Annotated in this window: 17 protein-coding genes; 3 read left to right on the top strand and 14 right to left on the bottom strand. The window is 52.1% G+C overall.

Annotated elements, in window-relative coordinates:
• Positions 1-63: 63 nt before the first annotated feature.
• The 11 genes from GM556_RS04160 to GM556_RS04110 all read right to left on the bottom strand — a co-directional run bounded on the left by GM556_RS04160 (position 64) and on the right by GM556_RS04110 (position 14,018).
• Positions 64-2,271 carry a pyrroloquinoline quinone-dependent dehydrogenase gene (locus GM556_RS04160; RefSeq protein WP_155579363.1) on the bottom strand — a complete coding sequence of 736 codons (2,208 nt, stop codon included), beginning with the start codon at positions 2,269-2,271 and terminating at the stop codon, positions 64-66.
• Positions 2,264-2,644, bottom strand: coding sequence for a glycerol dehydrogenase (locus tag GM556_RS04155; RefSeq protein WP_266137419.1), 381 nt, complete (start codon positions 2,642-2,644; stop codon positions 2,264-2,266). The genes GM556_RS04160 and GM556_RS04155 overlap by 8 nt, the downstream gene beginning before the upstream one ends.
• Before the next feature lie 140 nt (positions 2,645-2,784).
• A complete protein-coding gene (locus GM556_RS04150; protein WP_155579362.1) occupies positions 2,785-3,087 on the bottom strand; it encodes a chorismate mutase in 303 nt (100 codons plus the stop codon).
• Positions 3,077-3,799, bottom strand: coding sequence for a metallophosphoesterase (locus GM556_RS04145; protein ID WP_266137495.1), 723 nt, complete (start codon positions 3,797-3,799; stop codon positions 3,077-3,079). Before GM556_RS04145 ends, GM556_RS04150 begins: the two co-directional genes overlap by 11 nt.
• 82 nt (positions 3,800-3,881) lie before the next feature.
• Positions 3,882-8,429, bottom strand: coding sequence for a chromosome segregation protein SMC (locus tag GM556_RS04140; protein ID WP_155579361.1), 4,548 nt, complete (start codon positions 8,427-8,429; stop codon positions 3,882-3,884).
• Positions 8,430-8,469: 40 nt separating this feature from the next.
• A complete protein-coding gene (locus GM556_RS04135) occupies positions 8,470-9,099 on the bottom strand; it encodes a thioredoxin domain-containing protein (protein ID WP_155573234.1) in 630 nt (209 codons plus the stop codon).
• 85 nt (positions 9,100-9,184) lie between these two features.
• On the bottom strand, positions 9,185-10,069 hold the full coding sequence (locus GM556_RS04130; RefSeq protein WP_230873282.1) for a hemolysin family protein: 885 nt from the start codon (positions 10,067-10,069) through the stop codon (positions 9,185-9,187).
• Positions 10,070-10,086: 17 nt separating this feature from the next.
• Positions 10,087-10,605, bottom strand: a complete 519-nt coding sequence (gene ybeY, locus GM556_RS04125) for an rRNA maturation RNase YbeY (RefSeq protein WP_155573232.1) — start codon at positions 10,603-10,605, stop codon at positions 10,087-10,089.
• Complete coding sequence (locus GM556_RS04120) at positions 10,577-11,635, bottom strand: PhoH family protein (RefSeq protein ID WP_155579359.1); 1,059 nt, start codon at positions 11,633-11,635, stop codon at positions 10,577-10,579. Before GM556_RS04120 ends, ybeY begins: the two co-directional genes overlap by 29 nt.
• Positions 11,632-13,017 carry a tRNA (N6-isopentenyl adenosine(37)-C2)-methylthiotransferase MiaB gene (gene miaB / locus GM556_RS04115; protein WP_099027280.1) on the bottom strand — a complete coding sequence of 462 codons (1,386 nt, stop codon included), beginning with the start codon at positions 13,015-13,017 and terminating at the stop codon, positions 11,632-11,634. Before miaB ends, GM556_RS04120 begins: the two co-directional genes overlap by 4 nt.
• 23 nt (positions 13,018-13,040) lie before the next feature.
• On the bottom strand, positions 13,041-14,018 hold the full coding sequence (locus tag GM556_RS04110) for a 1-acyl-sn-glycerol-3-phosphate acyltransferase (protein WP_155579358.1): 978 nt from the start codon (positions 14,016-14,018) through the stop codon (positions 13,041-13,043).
• Positions 14,019-14,182: 164 nt separating this feature from the next.
• Here GM556_RS04110 and GM556_RS04105 point away from each other — a divergent pair, with 164 nt between their 5' ends.
• From GM556_RS04105 to GM556_RS04095, 3 genes are all read left to right on the top strand, one after another.
• Positions 14,183-16,234 carry an autotransporter assembly complex family protein gene (locus tag GM556_RS04105; RefSeq protein ID WP_370513583.1) on the top strand — a complete coding sequence of 684 codons (2,052 nt, stop codon included), beginning with the start codon at positions 14,183-14,185 and terminating at the stop codon, positions 16,232-16,234.
• On the top strand, positions 16,234-20,412 hold the full coding sequence (locus GM556_RS04100) for a translocation/assembly module TamB domain-containing protein (RefSeq protein ID WP_155579357.1): 4,179 nt from the start codon (positions 16,234-16,236) through the stop codon (positions 20,410-20,412). Before GM556_RS04105 ends, GM556_RS04100 begins: the two co-directional genes overlap by 1 nt.
• A 72-nt stretch (positions 20,413-20,484) precedes the next feature.
• A complete protein-coding gene (locus GM556_RS04095) occupies positions 20,485-21,129 on the top strand; it encodes a YceI family protein (protein ID WP_155573228.1) in 645 nt (214 codons plus the stop codon).
• A 72-nt stretch (positions 21,130-21,201) separates the two neighbouring features.
• Here the strand turns inward: GM556_RS04095 and GM556_RS04090 are convergent, their stop codons facing one another.
• The 3 genes from GM556_RS04090 to GM556_RS04080 form a co-directional block, all read right to left on the bottom strand.
• Complete coding sequence (locus GM556_RS04090; protein ID WP_155573227.1) at positions 21,202-22,002, bottom strand: glucose 1-dehydrogenase; 801 nt, start codon at positions 22,000-22,002, stop codon at positions 21,202-21,204.
• 82 nt (positions 22,003-22,084) lie between these two features.
• Entirely contained in the window at positions 22,085-22,675 is a 591-nt protein-coding gene (locus tag GM556_RS04085; protein ID WP_155579356.1) for a CarD family transcriptional regulator, read from the bottom strand.
• A gap of 70 nt (positions 22,676-22,745) precedes the next feature.
• Positions 22,746-23,621 carry a bestrophin family protein gene (locus GM556_RS04080; RefSeq protein ID WP_370513592.1) on the bottom strand — a complete coding sequence of 292 codons (876 nt, stop codon included), beginning with the start codon at positions 23,619-23,621 and terminating at the stop codon, positions 22,746-22,748.
• Positions 23,622-23,673: the final 52 nt, after the last annotated feature.

Genomic DNA, 23,673 nt, shown 5'->3' with positions numbered 1-23,673 from the left:
ACAAGATGTGCATTTAAAAAAGCGGAACTCCTCTCGGAGATCCGCTTTTTATTTGGGCGTATTTTATTTCTCTTCTTCTGGCAGCGCGTACACAACCAGCGCGTCAGAGACGGGGCTACGCATAAAGTGATGCCCCCCAGCCATGATAGCTACATATTGGCGGCCATTCACAGCATAGGTCATAGCGTTCGCTTGCCCGCCGCCGGGGAGAACATCCGTCCAAAGTGTTTTGCCGGTTTTCACATCAATGGCATGGAGCAGATTATCGGTAGAGGCACCGATAAAGGCAACACCACCAGCGGTTATCACAGGGCCACCATTATTAGGCGTACCAACGGTGAGAGGCAGACCAGTTGATAGGCCCCACGGCCCATTAGCGCGTGCTGTCCCGAATGGTTTTTGCCAAAGAACCTTATGGGCTTTGAGGTCAATCGCAGTGACCATGCCATAAGGCGGGGCATTGCACATAATCTTTGTAAAGCTATTCCAATAAGGTGTCACGACAATCCCATAAGGTGTTTGGGCCTGGGCACCATTACCTTCTGCACCACCGCCAGACGGGTTATATTGCGGAGAGTCGATAGGGATAAGCCCCATCTTATCGGCCACTTTACGGCTGACGAGCTGGTCATACATAGGCAAATTATTCCAATTCGCCAGTAAGATGCCTGTTTGAGGGTTATAGGCGACACTTCCCCAATCGCTTCCCCCGTTATAACCGGGATATTCCAACCATGGTTGCTTAATGGTAGGCGGTGTAAACTCACCCACATAATGCGCCTGACGGAACTTGATACGGCACGCTAGCTGGTCCAGCGGGGAAATGCCCCATGTTCCTTCCTCTGTCATTTTGGGGATACCAAGACGCGGTACCCCAATGGACCAAGGTTGTGTAGGGGAGCGCGGGTCATCCTTTACAAAGCCGGGGCTTGGGGCTGGTTTTTCCACCACGGGGAAGTCTGGCAAAGGTTTGCCCGTGCGGCGGTCTAGGATGAAGGTCTGCCCCCGTTTGGTTGGCATGATGAGGGCAGGGATGATGGTGCCATCATCAGCATGGTAGTCGAATAATGTGGGCTGAGAGCCAATATCGTAATCCCACACATCTTTATGAACTGTTTGGAAGACCCAGCGCGGCTCACCTGTGCGGACATCCAGAGCGACAACAGCGGAGGAGACTTTATTTTCTGCCTCGCTGCGCATTGCACTATAATAATCCGCAGCGGAGTTACCCGTAGGGACATAGACAAGGCCTAGGGCGTTATCACCTGTCATTGCGGCCCAAGAATTGGGGGTGCCTCGGCTATAGAAATGGTCTTTATCAGGCTGATGGTGATTATCGGGATTATTGACATCCCACGCCCAGAGGAACTTACCGCTCTCAGCATCATACCCACGAATAACGCCAGAGGGAGCCCAGCGGCGTTGGCCATCTAACACCTCATGATTGACGACAATAACGCCATTAATAATGGGCGGCGGGCTTGTCATGGCGACAAAACCGGGGACAGACCATCCCATCCCCTGCATGAGATTGACCTGCCCCCCATGGGCGAAATTCTCGCATAATTTGCCATTTTCAGCGTCAACAGCGATGAGACGGTTATCCAATGTGGCTTCAATGATGCGATTGTGGCAGGGCTGGCCTTCCGCACTGGTGGAGGAGGTGTAATAGGTTACAGCCTTACAAGCAGCCGTGTAGGGGATGGCATCATAACTCTCATGAGAGTGGAAATGCCATTTCTCCTGCCCTGTTGCGGCATCAACGCGCATCATGTCGTTTGTAGCGGAGCAGAGATAGAGGGAATCCCCAACCTTAATGGGGGTTGTCTCTGCAGCCCATTTATTTGCCTTATCTTTTGGCGGAAGGCTGCCAGTATGATAGACGAAGGCCCGCTTTAACTGGCCAACATTTGCAGGTGTGATTTGGGTGAGCGGTGAATAACGGCTCGCTGAATCATCTCGGCCATAAGCGGGCCAGTCCTCTGGCTTAGGGTTGGCACTTTCCTGCGGGACAGCTTGTGGAAGCTGGTCGATGGGAAGCTCATCAATATCGGGCAGATTCGCCGCATTCACACCCGGTGCTTGAGGGGTGTTAGGGGAGGGGTCGTGGTAAATGCTGGGAGATGGATCGGCTGAGGAATCATCAGCATTGCCGGGGCCGGGTGTCTCAACTGACGGCGGAATCTGCGCCAGAGAGGGTGAGACAAAAAAGGAAGCCCCTAGGATTGTCCCAGTAAGCAGTGCGGTGAGTGCATAAGTATGTTTACGCATGAGGGTATTCCCTTTGCTTACGGACGAGGAAAAGCAGGGAAACCACGACAGGAATAGCCAATAAAGTAGGACCAAAAAGGCGTGGCAGCCATCCCCACCAATCAAACCCAACCTCATAAATTGTCCATGGGATTGTTGCTGCCCAAGCGAGAAGATAGAGCCATGCCCCAAGGGGCTTACGGCGGAACAGATAAAAGCCCGAGAGGAAAAGGACGATGCCGCATAGGATATAATACCATGATCCACCTAACCAAGCGAGCCAAACACCACCTATGATGAAATAAAGGCCAAAAAACAGAATGATAGCTGCGAGGGCAAAAATAACCCAATCAGCGAATCCTAATGAGGTTTTACGAGATGAAAGTGATGGCACGTTGTTGCCTCCAGTTGGTAGGAACCATGACTTGATATGAGTCAAAAATTAACAACTTGGAAAGTAAATATATAAAATAAAACCTATATCATTGAAAGGTTTTATCTATATTAGAATAGCAGGCTGGAGGCCGTCCGTGCTTATTTAGCCTGATTTTGACGTGCAATGATTTTATGTTTTGCGACCACTTCCCCCACAAGGAATGTGAAAAAAGCTTTTGTGAAGGCCATATCTAACCCGGCATCTTCAGCAAGTTTTTTTAAACGCTGGAGTTGTTCTGCCTCTCGTGCAGGGTCACAGGCGGGGAGATGCGTAGCAGCCTTTAAATGCCCAACCTCATTAGTACAACGGAAACGCTCGGCCAGCATATAAATCAAAGCGGCATCAATATTATCAATGCGTTGACGAAGGATAGAAAGCTGCTGTGTGGCGTCAGAAGTCATTGAGATCAATCCATGCGAGATGCCCGCCTTTACCGGCACCAAGGTCCATAAAGATAGCCTTACCCCCCAAACGACCTGTTTTGTAAAGGGGGCGGCCATCAAGGGAGCGTCTATCATGGCCTACATAAACTGTAATGCCTTCTGGGATGCGGTTTATCCAACTTAATCGGCGTTCTGGGTAGCCATCAGGTTGGAGGCGGCTTGTAGTCTCCCCAAAGAGTGCGCGTGATAGCGGGGCGGACATATCAGCAAGGCCTGTTTCAGGCGGGGGGCCGGAGAGCATAGCTGTATGAAATCCCCCATGAACAAACAGTAAATTGCCAAGGCGTTGCCATGCTGGGGCTGTAGCAACGGCATGATAGGTCCGTTGGGCGAGGTCTTCCATGAGGGAGGCTTGGATTTGCTGTAATGTGGTCTCTAGCGGGAGGTCACGTCTTAAACGTCTTCCCTCTAAAGCGCGGCCTAATTTACGGTCATGATTCCCAAGAACAAACATGCCGCGTTCGGTTTCTTGTAGGTCCAGCATTGTCTCTAACACGCCGGCACTATCAGGCCCGTGATCCACGAGGTCGCCAAGTTGAATGATAAAACGTTTTGTTGCGATAGCGTGACGAAAGGCATTGAGGTCACCGTGGACGTCTCCGACAACGCGCAGCCCATACTTGCGAATACGGGATAAAACCGATTCGGCAAGCCGTGGTTCTGAAAAAATAGGTCGCTCGTTCACGGTTTTGGTAACTCAGCCTCCGGTTCTCTAAAAGGGGAGGCAATTCTCTGATGATAATGGCCGAAGGTCAACCATTTACCATGCGGATACTTTCATCAAGATTGACAGAGAGGAGACGACTCACTCCGCGCTCTTGCATCGTAATGCCGTAGAGCCGGTCCATATGGGCCATTGTGAGTTGATGATGGGTAATGACTAAAAAGCGCGTTTTGGTTTGTTCTGTCATATCGCGTAATAAGGTGCAGAAACGTTCCACATTAGCATCATCTAAAGGGGCATCGACTTCATCAAGCACGCAGATGGGGGCTGGGGTGCAATGGAAGGCGGCAAAAATGAGCGATAAGGCCGTAAGGGCTTGCTCCCCACCCGAAAGGAGCGAGAGGGTAGAGAGCTTCTTACCCGGTGGTTGGGCAAAAATCTCCAATCCAGCTTCGAGCGGATCATCACTGCCGACCATCTGCAAATGTGCTTGCCCCCCATTAAACATCCGGGTGAAAAGCGTTTGGAAATGGGTGTTAATATCGGTAAAGACGGCCATAAGACGTTGCCGGCCTTCACGATTAATAGCCCCAACCCCACCGCGCAGCCGGGCAATGGCCGTGGAGAGGTCTTGATGCTCTTTAGTGATTCGTTCTGCTTCCTCTTGGGCGGTGCGGAACTCCTCCTCAGCGCAGAGATTAACAGCTCCTAGCTCATCACGTCTCTTGTTCGCGCGTTTGAGGGTTTGTCGTAAAGCTTGCTCTGTGTCTGCCGAGAGTGTCTCTGGGGCTTCGGCATCGTCAGGCAAAGGGGTCTCATGTTGGAGGAGGGCTAGGGCCTCTTGAGCTTGGGCGAGCCGCTCATTAAGGCGGATTGTGTCTTCACGATAGCGATGTGCCCCGTCTTGATGATGCTCCAACAGGGTTTGCTGTTCTTGGAGATGCTGTCGTGCTTGAGCCAGAGTGGCTAGGAGTGTTTGCTCTTGCTCTTCTAGCTGTTTAAGGGCTTCACTATCGCGTTGAAGCTGTTGCTCATGGCGCGCGAGGCTATCGTCATCTTTTTGCGCGGAGGCTGTTTTTTGTAAGGCAGCCTGACGCTCTGTGAGGCCTTGAAGCTGCATATTAAGCTGATTTTGTCGGTCTTTCGCTTGCTGATAGGTGTGGTTTAGATGCTCCTCACGTTCTTTGAGAAGGGAAAGTTGCTGGGTAAGGGCGTGGCGTTTGCCATGTGCGCGTCTAAGGGCCTCTTGTGTATGGTTGAGGTGCTCAGTGAGGCGATCCACCGTTTCTTTTAAGGCAGAGAGGTCCGGTAGGGCGGCTTGCTCTGCTTGGCAAGTTCGTTCTTCCTGCTGACGTGTCGTGAGTGTAGCCTCACTTGATTGAATATGCTGGACCAACCCATCGCGGCGCGCTTGCAATCCTGTGAGCAAGCGTTTCTTTTCCTGCAAAGCCTGCTCTAGCTGCGTGGCGTTTTGGCGTGCTTCTGCAGCATGCTTAGCCGCTGCCTCTGCGGTGCTTTGCGCCTGTTGAAGGGCGGAATGAGCGTCTTCGTAACAAGCTTGGCGTGCGGGGAGGTCGCTCTTGGCGCGTTCTGCTTCTAAGGCGTGTTTTTGGGCTGTGATGTCCTCCAGCTCTTGCGTAAGCTGGGCGATATTTTGCTCTATTTCCTTTAAGCGTGTAAGACGTGCGTCATCCTGAAAGAGAGCTTGCTGTTGGTGTGTGGTTGCCTCTTGTGCGCGGGCGCGGGCCTGTTCTAACGCCTCGCGGGCGGCTTGTTCTTCAGCTTGTAGCGTTTTAAGCGTCAGAGCGGCTTCTGAGGGTTCAGCTTTGGGGGGTGGGAGGGTGGTTAAAGCCTCCTGTGCAGCATGATGTTCGGCCTTTATCTGTGCAATGTGCGCCTCATGGGTTTGGACCTCATGGTTGATGAGGGCAAGTTGGTCTTGATGCAACGCATGGCGTTGTTTTAGCCCCTCCAGCGCGTGACGTTGTTGAGCATAATCCTCACGCATTGTGGTATAGTTGTCGCGTAAGTCCTTTAGCGTATGTTCCAGCACCGCGCATTGATGTGCGCTTTGTGTGGTTATCTGTTTTTGGGCATTATAATCTTGTGTCAGTTTTTCAATAAGATGGGCTGTTTTCTTTAGTTTTTGAACATGCTGAAGGCGAATCATTTCAGCAGTAGGGCTGTTCGGCTGGCGGATAAAACCATCCCATCGCCATAACGCCCCATCTTTTGTAACAAGCGATTGCCCCGGTTGTAGCTGGGTTTGCAAATCTGGGCCATCTTCTGGCGTATCAAGCAAAAAGATAGCATGGAGAGCCCGACTAAGAGGGGCCGGGGCGTTAATAAGAGCAGCCAAACAAGGGAGGGCGGCGATGGCAGGAGCAGGCCGCAGGGTAGCCCCATCATCGGGTAATAAACACCATTGCCGTGGGGTATCTGCCAGAGGGGCATCAGCTTGTGGCAAAGAGGCCTCTAAACCGTCAGTTAGGGCACTGGCCAAAGCATTGATAAGCTCCTCTGGGATGTGGAGTTGCTCCATCACAGGGTGAGGAATGGTTTTTAAGCTGCTTGCAAGGCTTTGCTGTAGCCCTTCATATTCGCCTTTATGGCGGAGTAAAGCCGTATCTATGTCACGGAGGAGCGTTTGTGCTTTCTGCGTAGCGTGCTGTTGTGTAGCAAGCTGGGCTTCCGTTTCTTCAATCGCGTTATGTTGGCTTGTGTTTTGAGCCTCTAATGATGCGAGGTTTTTTTGCGCTTCCTCAAGCGCATGATGAGGGATGGCTTTGGCATGAACATCCTCAAGAGCGGCTTGTAATGTAGCAGAGCGTGCCGCTTGTGCCTTTAGTTGTTCGGCGAGGCGGGTGATATTGTGCTGCAAAGAGGTGCGGCGTTGTTGTTGTTTTTCTGTTTCGGCTTGCTCGTCTAACCAGCATTTTTCAGCCTCTTGGCGGCGTTGTGTGAGGGCCTGCTCCACCTCCGTCGCTTTATGGGCGGCTTGTTGAGCGGTTTGTTGGGTTTGATGAAGGGCTGCTTTGGCGTGGTCATCCAGCAAGGCGGCTTGGGTGTGTTTGGCTTGTGCTTGCTCTGCTGTAAGGCGCGCCTTCTGTTTGGTGAAGCGTTGTGTAAGCTCCTCCTCCCGCTGCTGAAGCTGCTGTAGATGCGCGCGCATTTCCTGTACATCTCGTTGGGCACGCTCTGTGATGAGGCGTTGCTCTTGGAAATGTTCTGCCGCTTCATGGGCTTGTTTGTCTTGCTGCTTTGCCTCGGTTATAGCATCCGCTACATGTTGGGCAGCATCGTCCGTAGGGGTGTGTTGCGCGCAGTCATCTTCAAGGCGTTTCAGTTCAGCTTTGAGATGGTCTAATGTGTTGCAATCATCTGAGATTTGCCGAGCGAGAGCTTGTTGGCGGCTTTGTAACCGTTCTTGCTGGAGCAACCCGGCATGATACTGGGATGATGCGCTCTCAAGTTGGGTATGTTGCTCGGTCTCTTGGGTGCGTAGAGCGGCAATTTGCTCTGTTATAGTTGGGTGTTGCGCGTTGAGCGTATGTTGCTGAGCGGTGAGGTCCTCTAATGTCTGTTGGGCGTCTTTTTGCTGGCCGTCAAGGCGGTGCAGGTCCTCTTTAAGGCGGGCTATGTCTTCATCAAGTTGGGCTTTTTGGCGTGCGTGGTCCTCAGAGGCCTGCCGTTGATGCTGGAGAGAGGCCTGGGCGACCTCAATATGGATGCGATGCTGCTCCAAACGAGGGCGCAAGGCTGCGTGTTCATCCTCTTTTTGCTGGAGCGAGTGTGTTTTTTGAGCAAGCTGCTCTTGGGCTTCTTTTAGGGCTGCGTCATTCTTAGTGAGTGTCTCTTGCGCTTTGTCCAAAGCGGTGCGGCGGGTTTGGACAAGCTGTTCCGCACGGGCATGTTGGAGGATGAGGAGAGAACGCTCATGCTGGCGGATTTCCTCTGAAACAGCGCGGTAAGTTTGTGCTTTTTCTGACTGGCGAGCTAATGTGGTGAGTTGTTGCTCAAGGTTTTGGCGGTGTTCTTCAGCGCGCTCTAGGTTTGCTTCTGCTTGGCGGAGTTTAAGTTCCGCATCACGGCGGCGTACATAGAGGCCACTAATGCCCGCAGCTTCTTCCAATAAGAGGCGTCTTTCCTCCGGCTTAGCGGCAATAAGCTGGCTAACACGATTTTGGCTGATGATAGAGGAGCTACGCGCCCCAGAGGAGAGGTCGGCAAAGATGGTTTGCACATCCCGCGCGCGCATGACCCGATTATTAATACGGTAGGTGCTACCCGTCCCACGCTCTGCTTGGCGGGAGACTTCTAACTCTCCTGCTTGGTGGAAGGGGGCGGGAGCAAGGCCCGTAGCCTCGGCAAGATGAAGCGTGACACGGGCTAGGTTACGCGCAGGGCGACTGCCTGTACCCGCAAAAATGAGGTCATCACTATCCCCGCCGCGTAAGGCACGGGCGGAGCTTTCCCCCATGGTCCAGCGTAAGGCTTCGACAATATTAGATTTGCCGCAGCCATTAGGGCCGACAATCCCCGTTAGGCCGGGGAGGATATCCAGATGGACCTCATCAGCAAAGCTTTTGAAGCCAACAATATCGAGGCGGGTTGTGATCGCCTTATGTTGTGTCATTGCACCCTATAAACGCTGGGATGAGGTGAGTGAGAGCCTTTTAGGCCTTACTGACAAGCTCCGCAAATTTTTCCACCGTTTCGGGGTCTTGCGCATAAGGGGTATTATTGAAGCGGAAATAAGGTGTCCCTTTAATGTCGTACTCTTGGCCCTCTTTTTGTGTCTGCTGATAAAGAGCCTGACCAAAGCTCATATCCTTGCTGATTTTATCAAACTCAGCCGGAGCGATGCCCGCTAAAGCGGCTTCTTGCTTGAGGTGAGCGACCGGGTCATTGCCGGAGAAGGCCCATTGCATTTGCCGGGAGAACAGAGATTCAATGAAGGGTACATAACGCTCCTCTGGCAGGGAGCGTGCAACCATAGCGGCGATGAGGGCGACTTGGTCTAGTGGGAAATCGTGGAATTGAAAACGAATCTTCCCTGTATCGATGAATTGCTCTTTAATTTTGGGGAATAATTCTGTCGCGAAATGAGCGCAATGAGTGCAAGTGAGGGAGAACCATTCTTGCACAAGGATAGGCGCTTGTGGATTACCAATAATGCGCGGACCCATGCGTGGGTCTTGTGCAGCTTGTGCGTGGGCACGGCCCATCGTGATGAAGGGAGCAGCGAGCAGGGTAGCCCCCCCTATAAGGAGGTTACGGCGGGAGAGAGAAGGCTGGGTGGACATGGTAGCTCCTTTGCGATGGCAATAGGTGGGGCAGAGGTCTAGGAGACCACGCTAGGCGAACATGAACGGCAAGATAGCCCTGCCGTCAAGAGGGAGAAGGTGTGTTTGCTGCTTGACCCTCAGCCGTAGGGGGCTGGCGTCTAAGATGCGGGGGAACGCGCATCCGTAATGTAAGGATATGCCGCGCATCAGAATCAATAACACGAAACTCCAACCCGCTAGGATGAGCGAGGACTTCATCACGCGCGGGAACATGCTCGGCAAGGTGAAAGACTAAACCGCCTACCGTTTCAATTTCGGCTTCACGTTCTTCACGCGTGAGGATAGGACCAAGACGCTCTTCAAGCTCTTGGACGGTGAGGCGGGCATCAAGGTCTATGGTACCATCAGGGCGGTTGAACCATGGGGTTGTGACAGGCTCATCATGCTCATCAGAAATATCGCCCACAATGGTTTCGATAAGGTCTTCAATCGTGACGAGGCCATCAATACTGCCATATTCATCAATGACGAGGGCCATATGTGTCCGGCGTTGGCGCATTTGGAGCTGGAGGTCCAAAACGGGAATACTAGGAGCTACCAAAAGAGGTTGGCGCAAAAGCGCGCGTAGGCGGAAAGGTTCGTCCGTTCCGATATGGGCTACGAGGTCTTTAACATGAATCATCCCGATAATATCGTCTAACTCGCCATGATAGACAGGCATACGGGAATGATTTTCCTCCCGCATGAGGGCTAAGGCTTCATCAAATGAGAGGTCATCGGACATGGCGATGATGTCCGCTCTGGGGATCATAACATCATCAGCGGTGCTAGTGCGTAGGCGCAGCACATTCATGATGAGCGCGCGCTCTTGCCGGTCGAGCTCTGGTGTTTCGTGGCTATTCTTTCCAAGGCTGGCAGCTTCCCGGACAAGGTCAGCAATTTGCTGCCTAATAGTCTTGGTACGGGCCTTGCGATTGAAAAGTTTCATTGTAAGAGCGGTCTTCCTTAACGCGACAAAATGAGAGGAGCAGGGGCTGACATATGGCCTTGTAGGCGTGGCTTCCATGGGTCTGGGAGGCCCATCCGGCGGAGGATGAAGGTCTCTAACCCTTCCATTTTGCGGGCTTCACCGGGGTGATGATGGTCATAACCAGCAAGATGAAGCAACCCGTGAACAAGAAGATGCGTTGTATGTTCCCGCAGGCTCTTACGCCCCTGTTCAGCCTCGCGCTGCATGGTTTGATAAGCAAGAATAATATCCCCTCCCATAAGGGGAGACGGTGGCTCGAATGTAAGAACATTAGTTGGTTTGTTCTTACCGCGGAATTGCGCATTCAACCGTTGAATATGCCGATTATCCGAAAAGACAAATGAAGGCCCCGGTGCATCTGGTGCGAATATCATCCCATAACGCTGAACCATCTGGCATGTGCGTTGGACGAGCTGCTCAATATTTCCCACGCTAGCACGCCAACGAGGGTCGGAAACGATAATCTCAGCGCGTGGGGCGATAGGGCGTTTCATGATGCGTCCGGTAGGGGTAAGAGGTCTCATCTGCGTGGCGATCGTAAGCGTCTACAATGCGTGCGACAAGAGGATGACGGACCACATCCGCCGCGGTGAGGGGGCAAATCGAAATACCTTTTACCCCTTCAAGAGTTGTAACAGCATCACGCAGGCCAGAGGTGACCCCACGGGGGAGGTCAATTTGGCTCATATCTCCCGTAATTGCCATACGGGTCCCCGGCCCCATACGGGTGAGGAACATCTTCATCTGAGCTGAGGTGGTATTTTGGGCTTCATCAAGAATGACATAGGCATGAGCTAACGTCCGCCCCCGCATGAAGGCGAGGGGGGCGACTTCAATCTCGCCACTAGCCATGCGGCGACTGACTTGATCTCCGGGCATCATGTCATGCAAGGCGTCATAAAGTGGGCGGAGATATGGGTCGATTTTTTCTCGCATATCACCGGGGAGGAAGCCGAGCCGCTCGCCTGCTTCCACCGCAGGGCGGGAGAGGATAATCCGGTCCACCTGCCCTGCTTGGAAGAGAGCCACCGCTTGCGCTACAGCGAGATACGTTTTCCCCGTTCCTGCTGGGCCAAGGCCAAAGACGAGCTCTTTGCGAGCAAGAGCCTGCATATAGTGCATCTGACCCGGAGAGCGTGGCGAAATAACCCCCCGTTTGGTTTGTATTTGCGGTAGAACCCCTGGCGGTAAGGCGTCATCTTGGGTATGGGGGGCAGGATTTTGCACTGCCCGGCGATGAGAAGGGAGTGCGGTGAGGCGAATCACGCCATCAACCTGTTCACTATCGACCGTCATGCCGTTCCCCGCTTGCTTATAGAGTGCGTGTAACACGGCTTGTGCCCGCTCTACAGCGTCATTCTCGCCAGAGATGGCAACACGATTGCCACGGCACACAAGCCGTGTTCCTGTCCCTTGCTCTAGGCGAATGAGATGGCGGTCATGGTCCCCAAGGACGTTTTGTAGCCTTTGGTTATCCTCAAATCGCAAGGTTGTCGTGCGATATCCTTCAGCAGAGCTGCTCAAATGGTTGTGCCTTCTTGTTTAGAGAGATGACCGCCGAGGGAATTGGTGAAGGGGGTTGTAATATGTACCTTCACAATCTGCCCAATAAGGGCAGGGTCGCCCTCAAAATGCACAGGCTGAAGGTAAGGCGAGCGTCCATTTAGCTGCCCCGGTTTACGACCGATTCCCGTCACAAGAATATCCTGAACTGTGCCAATCAGAGACGCATTGAAGGCATCTTGCTGCTCTCTAAGGAGGGCTTGCAAGGCTGCTAGGCGTTTTTCTTTTACATCTTCTGCCACTTGGAAGGGCTGCCCCGCAGCGGGTGTGCCAGGGCGTTGGGAGTATTTAAAGCTATAGGCACTGGCAAAGCGCACATCACGGACCAGTTGCATTGTTGCTTCAAAATCCTCATCCGTTTCCCCCGGATGGCCGACAATAAAGTCCGATGTTAGTGCAATGTCAGGCCGAGCTGCCCTTAATTTACGGATGATGTCGCGATATTCATCCGCTGTATGGCCACGATTCATGGCTTTAAGCACTTTGTCGGAGCCACTCTGCACAGGGAGATGCAAATAAGGCATAAAGATGGGGTTATCGCGATGAGCATTAATCAGGGCTTGCTCCATATCGCGCGGATGAGACGTAACATAGCGCAGACGTTTGAGCGCGGGAATCCGCTCATGGAGCAATGAGGCAAGCTCTGGCAGGCTGGCGATACCGTCCTGCCATTCCCCATGGAAGGCGTTTACATTTTGTCCTAACAGGGTGATTTCTTTCACCCCACTGGCGACAAGTCGCTCCGCCTCAGCAAGGATGGAGGCTACGGGGCGGCTTGTTTCTGCCCCGCGTGTGTAAGGGACTACGCAGAAGGAACAAAACTTATCGCATCCTTCCTGAATGGTCAGAAAGGCGGTGAGGTTGCCCTCATTCTGTGGGGCGGCATCCTCCGGCAGAAGGTCGAACTTCGATTCAACGGGGAAGTCCGTATCAATCACACTGCCGCCAGCACGCGCAATGCGGGCGACCATTTCCGGTAAGCGATGGTAGGTTTGTGGGCCGAGGACGAGGTCCACATAAGGAGCGCGGGCAAGAAGCTCTTTTCCCTCCGCTTGGGCAACACAGCCCGCAACGGCAATGAGGGTTTGCTTGCCCTCTAATTTGCGCGCCTCTCGGATTTGCCGCAGACGCCCTAGCTCGGAAAACACCTTTTCTGCCGCTCTTTCACGAATATGGCAGGTATTGAGGATAATCATATCGGCATGGTCGGGACTATCGACCGGACTATAACCGAGCGGGCGCAACACATCTGCCATACGCGCACTGTCATAAACATTCATCTGACAGCCCCATGTGATGATGTGCAGACCGCGAGCGGGGGAGGGGGTGAGCTGTTCTGGCATAAGTAGAGAGGTGTGATTATCCGTTAATGGTCAGTATGGTCGGTTGTGGGGAGGAGGTGGTCCTCTGGGAGGCGATTTTGCCGGAGGTCCTCACTCCCTTGTTCGATAGCCGCGCGAGCTGCGTTAGAGAGTGCCTTACGGGAGGGGAAATCCTCCGGCTTTAGAGGAGGATGGAAGAGGACTGTCGCGCGCATAGAACGCCACCGTGTTAAGCCCACAAGATGGGGGCCGAAATCCATATCACCAAACCATGAGAAGACGAAGGACCGCCTATGCCGCCCGACAGGTAGCCCTTCTAAGCGGTCATAAGTAACAGTTACGGGCTGGATAAGGCAGGTTGGATGGTCATCTTCTGTTGGGTCATCACGCCGGCGTACAGGCCTAGCAATGGCAAAAAGGGAGGACATAAAAGGTAAAAGCCGTGTCCCTTTTGAGGTCGTCCCCTCCGGGAAGAAGGCGATATTATACCCTTTGCGGAGTTGGTTAATAACCTCCTGCACATCCTGTCCAGCTTCTTGCCGGTTGCGATTAATGAAAATTGTCCGACCCAGATAGGTTAAATAACCAATCAATGGCCAATGGCGGACTTCTTGCTTAGCAATGAAGAAGGCAGGCAGCACCTTGCCCAGTACGAGGACATCCAACCATGAGCTATGATTAGCGACATAAATAACACGCCGCCCATCAGGGCGCAGCGTTAGTGAGCCTTCCATCTTGCCGATAGTCCGTACTTTTATATTGAGGATTCGGCAGGCTACTGTCCAGAAAAAGAGCGGAAAACGGCGGAACATCTTCCCCGGTAAGAGGAGGCATGTCCCTTGGCCAACACACCCACATGCTGCCCAGAATAAAAGGGCTAAAGCACGCAAGCGAATACGCAGCCGGTCGCAGATTGTATCATGTGCAGCGGCACGTTCATCTTCCGCAAAAAGGAGGTCAGGATCAAAAACCGGACGATTTTTGTTGCGGCGTTTGGGGGAAGGAAGCTCAGCAAAAGACATAATGCATTAAATAAGCGTTTTAGGGGAGAGAGACAATCATTATCCGACATAGGGGATAGTGTTTATACTCTCTTAACAGCTATCTTAACGATAAATGACAGAATAGACACTTTTGCATTGGCCAGTGGGTGCGATAAAGGGAGGGCAGTCTCGTCTATGGTGGTGTGCAGCGTTTGACTGAGGGCATCAATAAAAAACTGTGCGGTGTTAGGAGAGTGCTGTGTATAGTCTCTCTCATCGTACCAACGCATCTTTTTGCCGCAGAACAAAATGACAGCCTCCCTAAGGTGCAGGCCCTTCCCAAAAAGGGCGTCGCTTATGAGGTCGATATTGCTCAAACAGATGATACAACCATTAGCGATAATATGGCAGCGGCCTCTCAGCTTGTGAGTTTGCAAAAAACGCGGCATGTGGGGCCTTATGCGTTAGCAGGGCGCATAAGGGGGGATTATGCGCGTTTGCAAGGGGCGTTGCAGTCGCGTGGATATTATGCAGGGCGTGTTGTGGTGCGCGTGTCCCTCCATGGCAAAACTCTTGAGGGGACCGCTCCTGACCTCGCTTCTTTCCTTAATGAGGCTGGAGCAGACGATAAGGTTCAGGTGCGCATCCAAGCAGAACCGGGCATACAATTTACGATAGGACAGATTGTTATTACTCCCTTAGCGGCCACGCCTGCGGAGGGGCTTGCGAAGGATAAAGAGCCTAGCCTCTCTGAAGCAGAGCGTAAGAGTATGGGAGTGCAAGAAGGGCAACCGGCCATTGCAGGGGATATTTTAGCAGCGCAAGGGCGGCTTTCTCATTTTTTGCAAGAGGAAGGGTATGGCCTTGCAGACGTACAGCCCCCCCAAGCGATGTTGCGGCCGAATCATCAGATTGATGTTTATATCAAGATGAAACGCGGGCCCAAATTGATTGTCGGCCCTATCGCGTTGGAGGGGCTAAAGCGCGTTAAGGAGCGATATGTAAGGCGGCGTTTAGCGTTAAAAGAGGGGCAGCTTTATCAACCCTCTGCTATTGAGCAAGCACGATTGGATTTAGGGAGTACAGGTCTATTTTCCTCCATCCAACAACGTAATGCGGATTATGTCCTGCCTTTGCCCCCTCAAGGGGCTTCAGCAAAAGGGAAGGTTGATAAAAAAGGGAAAGCTCCTCCCTTACCCGCTGGGGCAGAGGGGGCATTGCCTCTCAGCTTTGATTTTGATGAAGGCAAACGCCATCGTATCACTGGCGATGTTGGGTACTCGACTGACCTTGGCGGGCGAGCAGGTGTTTCGTGGCTGCATCGCAACTTCTTGGGGAATGGGGAGCAGTTGCGTGTTGCGGCTTTGGCAACCGGGCTGGGCGGTACGGCACAACAAGGTGTGGGCTATGACGCTTATGTCGATTTTACAAAGCCTGATTTTCTCAAACGTAGCCAGACGCTTAATGTGCGGTTGGAGGGGATTCGACAGCTCCTTTATTCCTATGGACAAACGGCCTTCTTGCTTCATGGTGGGGTGTCTCGTCCGTTAGGGAAGGACCTTTCAGGCAGTATAGGGGCTACGGTAGAACAAGAGCATATTCGGCAATTTGGCCATAAGGCGGAATATTTCATCGCGTCTCTTCCCCTTCAGTTGGATTATGACGGCACCCATCGCTCCAATCCGATTGAACCAGCAACTCATGGTGTGAAAGCCTCTATTGGGGTGACGCCTTCTTTATCGCTAGAGCATCAAACCTCCTTTTTTATCCCTATGAATGCACAGGCCTCCACATATTTTGACCTTACCCATCTAGGGCTAACCAAACCGGGGAATAGTGTTATTGCCCTGCGTGCAATGGTTGGGTCCGTACAAGGGGCAACGACATGGCATTTACCACCAGACCAAAGGCTCTATGCCGGAGGACCGGGCTCTGTTCGTGGTTATCGGTATCAAGGGGTTGGGCCGCAATATCAACATACAAAATATGCGATTGGTGGCACAGCTATGGATGCAGGGACTGTGGAGTTTCGTCAAAGACTGCCTAAGAATCTGGGGGTAGTAGGGTTTGTTGATGCAGGTCAGGTAAGTTCAGGCTCTATCCCTGCGCATGGTAAGCTACGGGTTGGGTATGGTGGTGGTGTGCGGTATTTTACGCCCATAGGCCCTGTGCGTGTGGATGTCGCCTTCCCGCTTCATCGGGCTGAACGGGGAGACCGGTGGGAACTTTATTTAGGGTTGGGGGAGACATTTTGATGCTCTTTTGGCGTAGGTTTCTCCGTTATAGTGCCTATGTAGGTATTGTGCTGGATTGTGTGGTGATTGTTGCTCTCATAGGCATCAATTTGCCCCCAACGAAGCGTTTTATTGAGCATAAAGTCCCAAATTGGACGGGTGGGATGGTGGCGATAGAGGGGATGCAAAGCGTTTTGCCGTGGCATCTCTCTTTGGCGCATATTGTTTTGAAAGACCAGCAAGGCATTTGGTTGGAAGGGCGTGGGCTAGAGCTGCGTCTAAGTTTATTCGATCTGCTGGGAAAAACCATCCGTGTACGCACGATCGCTGCTGAGACGCTTGATTATAAGCGTAATCCCGTTTTCCCACCATCACCTCCATCATCTCATCCTTCGACAGGCCTGCCAGCATGGGGTGTGCGGCTTGATAAGCTAGCTATACCGCGTTTGACACTCGGCCCATCTGTGATGGGGCAAGCAGTGTCTATGCAGCTGTCTGGTGATATGCAGATAAAGGATGTGAGTGCATTCTCTAAGCCCATCTCTTTTGCAGATGCGCCGCCTATGCAGCTCCATCTGTTCATGAAGCGGTTAGATAACCCAGCGTATTTGCGCTTGCACTTTCGGATGGACCGTCATCAGATGATGAGCAATGTGCATTATGATGAATCCGTAAATGGTTTTGCCGCCATGCCGGGAACGGTTGGTGTGCTAGACCCGTTGTCGATTGATGTTACGGCGGAGGGTCCTTATGAGGCCTTAAAGACCAATTTGGCCATACAAGCGGCGATGATCCATCAGGCCACACCGCTGTTAGTTATATTGAGGGGCGAGCTAAACCTCATCCAATATACACATGACCTGCATTTTTCCCTCAATGCTCCGGCTATGACCTTACGCCCCGGTTTGGGGTGGGAGAGCTTGATGATGGAGGCGGAGCTTCACGGCCCGCTCCGCGCACCTTATGGCACGGTTAAGTTAGAAGGGGCGGGTTTGCTCGCCGCAGGTGCGGGTATTGGGCATATGTCCGTACAATTTGAAGGGCAAGGAAACAGCCTAGCCTCTGCTTTAGATGATACAACCTCCCGTCAAAAGACAGTGGGCGGAGGGGCGGATCACCTCGCTTTATCCGCTCGTTTTGATGGGATTAGCTTGCCGGGTAAGGCTTCGTCCCTTTTGGCTTCAGCACCTCTGACGATAGAGGCCATGCTTGCACCCCAGCAAGAGGGAAAGCCGTATCAGATTCATATCAAGCATGAGGCTATGGCGTTAGATGTTACGGGGAAGGTAGAGAACCAGCTTTCTGGCCATGTGCAGCTTGCTATAGACAAACTACCAGACCTCACAGCCCTTATGGGGCAGAAGGTCGAGGGGACAGCGCATTTATTGGGGGATTTTACCGTACCCTTACGGCAAAGCGGAGCATTATCCGCGGCGTTAGGGGGGCAATTTGGTATAGACAAAGGCCCTCCGCCTCTTATGGCTCTCATCGGGCCGAAAGGCACCCTTACGTTCCATCTTGCACAGCAAAATGATGGTGCCTTCCTCGTAAAGCAGGCAGCTCTAACAGGGCGTGGCTTTCAGCTAGAGGGGGCGGGGCAGCTTGATGCAAAGAGGCATTTATCTTCTTCTGTAAAGCTATCATTGCCGGATTTAGAAGCTTTGCACAAAGTCTTGCGGGGCCATGCAGCCTTGCAGGCAGAGCTGCAAGGGCCTTTGGATGATATGGCAGTCCATACCCGTCTTGCGGGGGCGTTGGGCGTTGTTCATCCTTCAGCCTCCCTCCCTGTAGCCCCGTTGGAGATGACGGCGGATGTGGCGCATCTGCCTTCTCATCCTCAAGGGATGTTACATATAGAGGGCATGTTGGATCGCGCACCTCTTATTGTAGATACACAATTTGAGCGTGCGAGCGATGGGACGATAAAAGCAGATCTCCATAAATTAGCGTGGAAAGACGCGCAGGGGCGTGCCTCTTTGTTGCTCCCAGCGGGGACGATGGTTCCGCAAGGGGAGGTCATGCTTAATGTGCCGCGATTGGATATATTTAGCCGCTTAATTGGCCAATCCCTTACGGGGCATCTCCATGTGGATATGGAAAATACGGCGCATGACCATATGCAGATTGCGCTTGATGGTCAGGCCTTCATGAAAGATTATGCCGTTAAGGCAGCGCATTTGCAGGCTGATTTACATAATATAACGCAAAATCCTAATGTGGTGATGAATCTGCATCTTACAGGGGTGCGGTTTAAAGAAATAACGGGGGCGGCACAGCTTTCTCTCAAAGGGCCGCAAACAGCGTTGGATGTGCAAGCCCGTGGAGCGTTTGAAAATGTTATGCACGCGCCTGCGCGGTTTGATGCCGCCGCACAGCTCCATCTACCAGAGCACAGCGTTAGAGTGGATAGGGCGTTAGCGTCTATAAAGGGCGATAGATTCAAATTAACAGCCCCTGCCATTGTGCGTTATGGGGCGGACCTCGCCGTGGAGCATATGGCGGTAGAGCTTAGCCCGCCTCATGGCGTGGCTGGGCGTGTTTTCCTCAACGGGACGATAAAGCCAAATCTGGTTCTTGAAGCGCGATTGGAACATATCACCCCCGCGCTAGCCGCACCGTTTCTACCGGCTTTACAGGCGGAGGGGGATGTCTCTGCGGCGGCAAAACTACGCGGCACATTAGCCTCTCCTACCGGGCGGTTTACGGTGGAGGGGCGCGGTCTTCGTTTCATCAGTGCTGCGACAGCTTCCTTACCGGCGGGGCAACTGCATATAGAGGCCGATTTAGCCGGGACGCAGGCACTCCTTCATACGACATTCCGTGCGGGGGAGCCGTTGGTCTTCATACTTTCAGGGAAGGTGCCATTATCTCCTACGGGACAATTTGCTGTAGCCGCAAAAGGACGAGCGGACCTTTCCATTGCCAATGCGTTTTTAGGGGCTGATGGTATGGGGGCCGGGGGACAGTTGGACTTAGACCTTGGCGTAAATGGCCTTCTCAAACAGCCGCAGCTTACAGGGTCAATTCAATTACATAATGGCTCGTTCGAGGAATATGCCGATGGTGTGCATGTTGAGGCAGGAGATGGCCTCATCAAAGCGCAGGGCGATCGCCTCACAATCGAGCATTTTACCGCGCGCGCAGGGCAAGGCTCTTTAGGGGTAACGGGGCAGATTGGCGCGTTACAACCCGGTCTGCCGGTGGATGTTCATTTTACCATGGATAAGGCGCAGCCAGTTCAAAGTGATTTATTGACCGAGCTGATAGATAGTCGGCTTCATATTTATGGCCAAGCGGCAACACGGTTGGATGTAGAGGGGGATGTTACTATCCCAGAGGCAGCCATCACGATACCGGATTCCATGCCGGCCTCTGTGCCGCAACTAGAGATTATTACACCAGAACAAACCAAGACGCCAGTTAAGCCACCGCCTAAGATGATTATTGGCTTGAATGTTAATGTCATGTCCCCGGGGGCATTATTTGTGCGTGGGCATGGGCTTTTTGCTGAAATGCAGGGGAAATTACATATTGGAGGGTTGAGTACGGCCCCCGTTGTGACGGGGGGGATTTCCCTCAAGCAGGGTAATTTTAACTTAGCGGGGATTAATCTTAATTTTACGCGGGGGGAAATTGGTTTTTCTGGGGCTAGTGCAGTGCATAAATTAGATCCGACAATAGATTTTCGCGCTGATCGTAATGCGGATGGCACATTAGCGAGTTTGCTCGTTCGTGGTTATGCGAGTGAGCCAAAGTTTGAGTTTGTTTCTAACCCTCAATTACCGCGCGATGAGGTATTATCGATTTTGCTTTTTGGGACAAAGCGTAGCTCCTTATCGCCTGCTCAATTAGCATCTTTGGGGGTGGCGGTTGTGCAGATTGGGGGTGGCTCGGCTTTTGACCCCATGAGTAAGGTGAGGAATGGCCTAGGGTTAGATCATCTTGCTATAGGTGGGGGGAGTAGCGTTGGTAATGGCGGTACGAGTTTGGAAGCTGGCAAATATATTACAAAACGTGTTTATGTTGGCGCAAGGGAAGGGCTTTCCAGTAAAGGGACGCAAGCACAGGTAAAAGTAGACCTTACAAAAAGGCTTCAACTTAACACGACTATTGGTACAGGCGGGCAAGTGACGGGCTTTACCACGCCAGAAAATGACCCCGGCTCCAGCATTGGGCTTTCTTATGGGATAGATTATTAAGGGACATCTCTGTAAAGATGATAGAGAATTATACATTTATGTTTCTACAGTCCTAAAAAGGGTGACCTTGGTATGTTGTTGACCTCTCGTAGTCTTCTTGCCGCAATGGCATTAACATGCGCCGCACCGGTAGCGGCTTTCGCCCAAGTAAGCGGTGAGTCAGCGGCAATCCAAGGGGGGTATTATAGGGTCGAGCCTCTCCATACACAGGTTAGTTTCTCAGTTTTGCATCTGGGCTTTACTGTTTATGAGGGGTTGTTTTCTGGGGCGTCTGGCACCCTTATTTTGGACCCTCGGCAGCCTGAATCCTCTAGTCTAACAGTGTCTCTCCCCATTGCCTCTGTCCAAACAACCAGCAGCAAACTGACAGAAGAATTGAAAAGTGACGCATGGCTAGGGGCCGCGCAATTCCCTAAGGCGGAGTTTGTCTCCGTAAGTGTGAAGCAAACAGGGCCTAATGATGCTCTTGTAACGGGTAACTTGACCCTGCATGGGATAACACGCCCAGAGACCTTGCATGTTCATTTTATTGGGGCGGGTGTTAATATGCTGGATAAACAATACACAGTGGGCTTTGACGCAACAGGGACCATCAAACGGAGTGAGTTTGGGATTAAAATGTTCGTCCCATATATCAGCGATGAAGTAGAATTGCGGATTGCTGGTGCGTTTGAGCGGCAGGCTGTACAGCCAGCCTCCAAAGATCAAGACGATTAATAGTTATAGTTAGATGCTGCGGAGGATGGCCGCTTGACGAAAACCATCCTCCATAGACCCTAGGGTAAGGGATTAGGAAGACCAGTTCTTCTCAAAATCCCCAAAGAGGGTTAACCCCCCATCGACATAGAGCGTCTGCCCTGTAATGTAGCTGCTTTCCTCAGAAGCGAGGAAGCCCATAGCATCGGCAATTTCTTGGCTTTCACCCGGTCGTTTCATAGGGATATGGCTGGCAACGGCTTTATATTGCTCAGGGTCTTTTACCCATGAATCGTTGATTGGTGTCACAATAGCACCGGGGGCGACAGCGTTAACGCGGATGCCGCGGGAGGCATATTCCAACGCTAATGTACGCACCATATTATCGACTGCCCCTTTAGAGGCAGAATAACCTAGATAATGGGGCTTAGGGATTAATTGATGCACGGAGGAGTTGACAACAACCCTCCCTTTAATCCCGTGTTTTAGCCAATAGCGCAGGGCTTCGCGGCAGCAGAGCATCACCCCTGTGACATTAACGGATAATACACCTTCAAAATCCGCCAATTTGACATCTTCAGAAGGGGAAGGGATTTGATACCCGGCATTGCAAATGAGTACATCCAAGCCGCCCATGGTCTCAATACTCTCTTTAAAGAGCTTTTGGACTGTCTCCTCATGTGAAATATCACCTGTAGCGATGACGTGTTCACCTGCCTCGACTTTAGGCAATGTCTCTAAAACGGCCCGTAACTTATCTTCTTTACGGCCATTAATAGCAACGCGGGCCCCTTCTTTGGCAAAATATTGTGCAGCAGCCTCACCAATTCCCTGAGATGCCCCAGTGATGAGGACCTTTTGCCCTTTAAAACGTTTTGATGGATTTGTGGACATATAAACCTCAAACCTTTCCCGTTAGGGTTGTGGGAAGGAAAACCCCTCCCAGCAGGAATCCTGTGGGAGAGGGAGAGGAAAATCAAGCGTTTTTCATCGTTTGGGTAAGGTCATCCAAAACTTTGCTGGGGTCTTTATTTTCCAACACGGCAAGCTCTGCAACAAAGCGTTCCTGTGCGGCTTCAAAAAGTTTCCGCTCAGAGAAGCTACCATCCAAACTATCGACATTGCGGCGGAGGTCGCGCAGTACTTCGGCGATTTGGACGAGATCGCCAGAGTTAATCTTCTCTTGATACGCTACAGCACGACGCGCCCACATACCACGGCTAACATGGGGCTTACCTTTGACCACAGCCATGGCTTTATCGACAATCTCGCGCGTTGCAATTTTACGCAAGCCGGATTTGCGCGCCTTAGCCAGTGGGATGCGCAAAGTCATTTGATTGCCGGGGAAGGAAATCTGAATCATTTCGATCTTCGTATCAGCGATTTCTTCTTCGCCGATGCGGTCAACCCGGCCAACACCATGGGCTGCGTAAACGATAGCGTCTCCCTCGCGGAAAGGATTCTTTTCCTGCTCAGGGTCTTTCTGACGGGCAGTGTGCTCGGCGGCGGCGCGGGCCATCTCGTCAGTGACACCACCCTTATGGGGCATTCTGAAGCTGTTGTTCATGTAGCGACCCTACCAGAAAAAGAGGAAGTTGTCTTGTTTTTACGCATTGATTAATCTTTTTATACCGTTATTACGGCACACGCCCAAATTGTGGGGTGGGCATGGGGTGGGGCTTTTGCCCCAAGGGTTGGAGCAAATCACGCTCAATCGTGCGGCTAATAGTCAGCATAGGTAGAGCATGAGGGCTATCGCGGAAGGGTTCTTGCAGGTTGCGCCCGCTTCTATCAAGCATTTGGAAGAGCACCCCGATAATGCTGGAGCCTAAGGGAGTAATCCACCCTAAGGTTTGTACAGCCGAAAGCGGAAGTAAGATACAAAATAAATGCGTAACGATATTCGGTAGCATCGAATATTGAATCGGTAATGGTGTATTACGAATACGCTCTAACCCCCCTTGTGCATTGGCAAGGTCGGAGAGGATGCGATCCACTGTTCCATGAACAGCACCATCAACATTACGTTCTATAACAAGATGGCGGACAGACTGACCCAGCTTATAAAGCAATGCATTAGCTGGATTGCCGCATGAAAATACAAAGTTATAGGTATCTTCATCTAGCAACGTGCAAATGACAGCATCAGGTTCATTATTACTGAGGGAAGATTTGAGGATATAAGGATAGGCTGCCATAGCCCGTGCAAGATCCGGTGCTCCGCCGAGAAGGGAGTCGACCTCACGGCCAAAAGAGCGGCAATTATTGGTGACAGAGCCCCATAAGGTACGTCCCTCCCACCAGCGCGCATAAGCAGCATTATTGCGGATACCGAGGAAGATAGCTAAAGCCGACCCCATCAGGGAGAAGGGTAAGGCAGGTTGCTCCATCCATTCCTGATGGAAGATTTGGAAGAGAATCACAACCACGCAATCCCATCCTGTCAGGATAACGAGAGGGGGGATAATTTCCTTAAATAATATGGAGAAGCCGTACCGGCGTTTGATGATCACGGGGGCAGAATCCTCACATAAATTAGCAGTGATGACATCAGGGCTTGAAGCC

Source organism: Bombella sp. ESL0378 (genome assembly GCF_009725845.1).
Classification (GTDB): domain Bacteria; phylum Pseudomonadota; class Alphaproteobacteria; order Acetobacterales; family Acetobacteraceae; genus Bombella; species Bombella pollinis.
This window is presented reverse-complemented; position numbering and strand designations above follow the sequence as displayed.

Bases quoted from the DNA above. Each gene is read 5' to 3' on its own strand.
- GM556_RS04160 (WP_155579363.1), bottom strand. From the start codon at position 2,271: ATGCGTAAACATACTTATGCACTCACCGCACTGCTTACTGGGACAATC.
- GM556_RS04150 (WP_155579362.1), bottom strand. From the start codon at position 3,087: ATGACTTCTGACGCCACACAGCAGCTTTCTATCCTTCGTCAACGCATT.
- GM556_RS04140 (WP_155579361.1), bottom strand. From the start codon at position 8,429: ATGACACAACATAAGGCGATCACAACCCGCCTCGATATTGTTGGCTTC.
- GM556_RS04135 (WP_155573234.1), bottom strand. From the start codon at position 9,099: ATGTCCACCCAGCCTTCTCTCTCCCGCCGTAACCTCCTTATAGGGGGG.
- GM556_RS04130 (WP_230873282.1), bottom strand. From the start codon at position 10,069: ATGAAACTTTTCAATCGCAAGGCCCGTACCAAGACTATTAGGCAGCAA.
- ybeY (WP_155573232.1), bottom strand. From the start codon at position 10,605: ATGAAACGCCCTATCGCCCCACGCGCTGAGATTATCGTTTCCGACCCT.
- miaB (WP_099027280.1), bottom strand. From the start codon at position 13,017: ATGCCAGAACAGCTCACCCCCTCCCCCGCTCGCGGTCTGCACATCATC.
- GM556_RS04110 (WP_155579358.1), bottom strand. From the start codon at position 14,018: ATGTCTTTTGCTGAGCTTCCTTCCCCCAAACGCCGCAACAAAAATCGT.
- GM556_RS04100 (WP_155579357.1), top strand. From the start codon at position 16,234: ATGCTCTTTTGGCGTAGGTTTCTCCGTTATAGTGCCTATGTAGGTATT.
- GM556_RS04095 (WP_155573228.1), top strand. From the start codon at position 20,485: ATGTTGTTGACCTCTCGTAGTCTTCTTGCCGCAATGGCATTAACATGC.
- GM556_RS04090 (WP_155573227.1), bottom strand. From the start codon at position 22,002: ATGTCCACAAATCCATCAAAACGTTTTAAAGGGCAAAAGGTCCTCATC.
- GM556_RS04085 (WP_155579356.1), bottom strand. From the start codon at position 22,675: ATGAACAACAGCTTCAGAATGCCCCATAAGGGTGGTGTCACTGACGAG.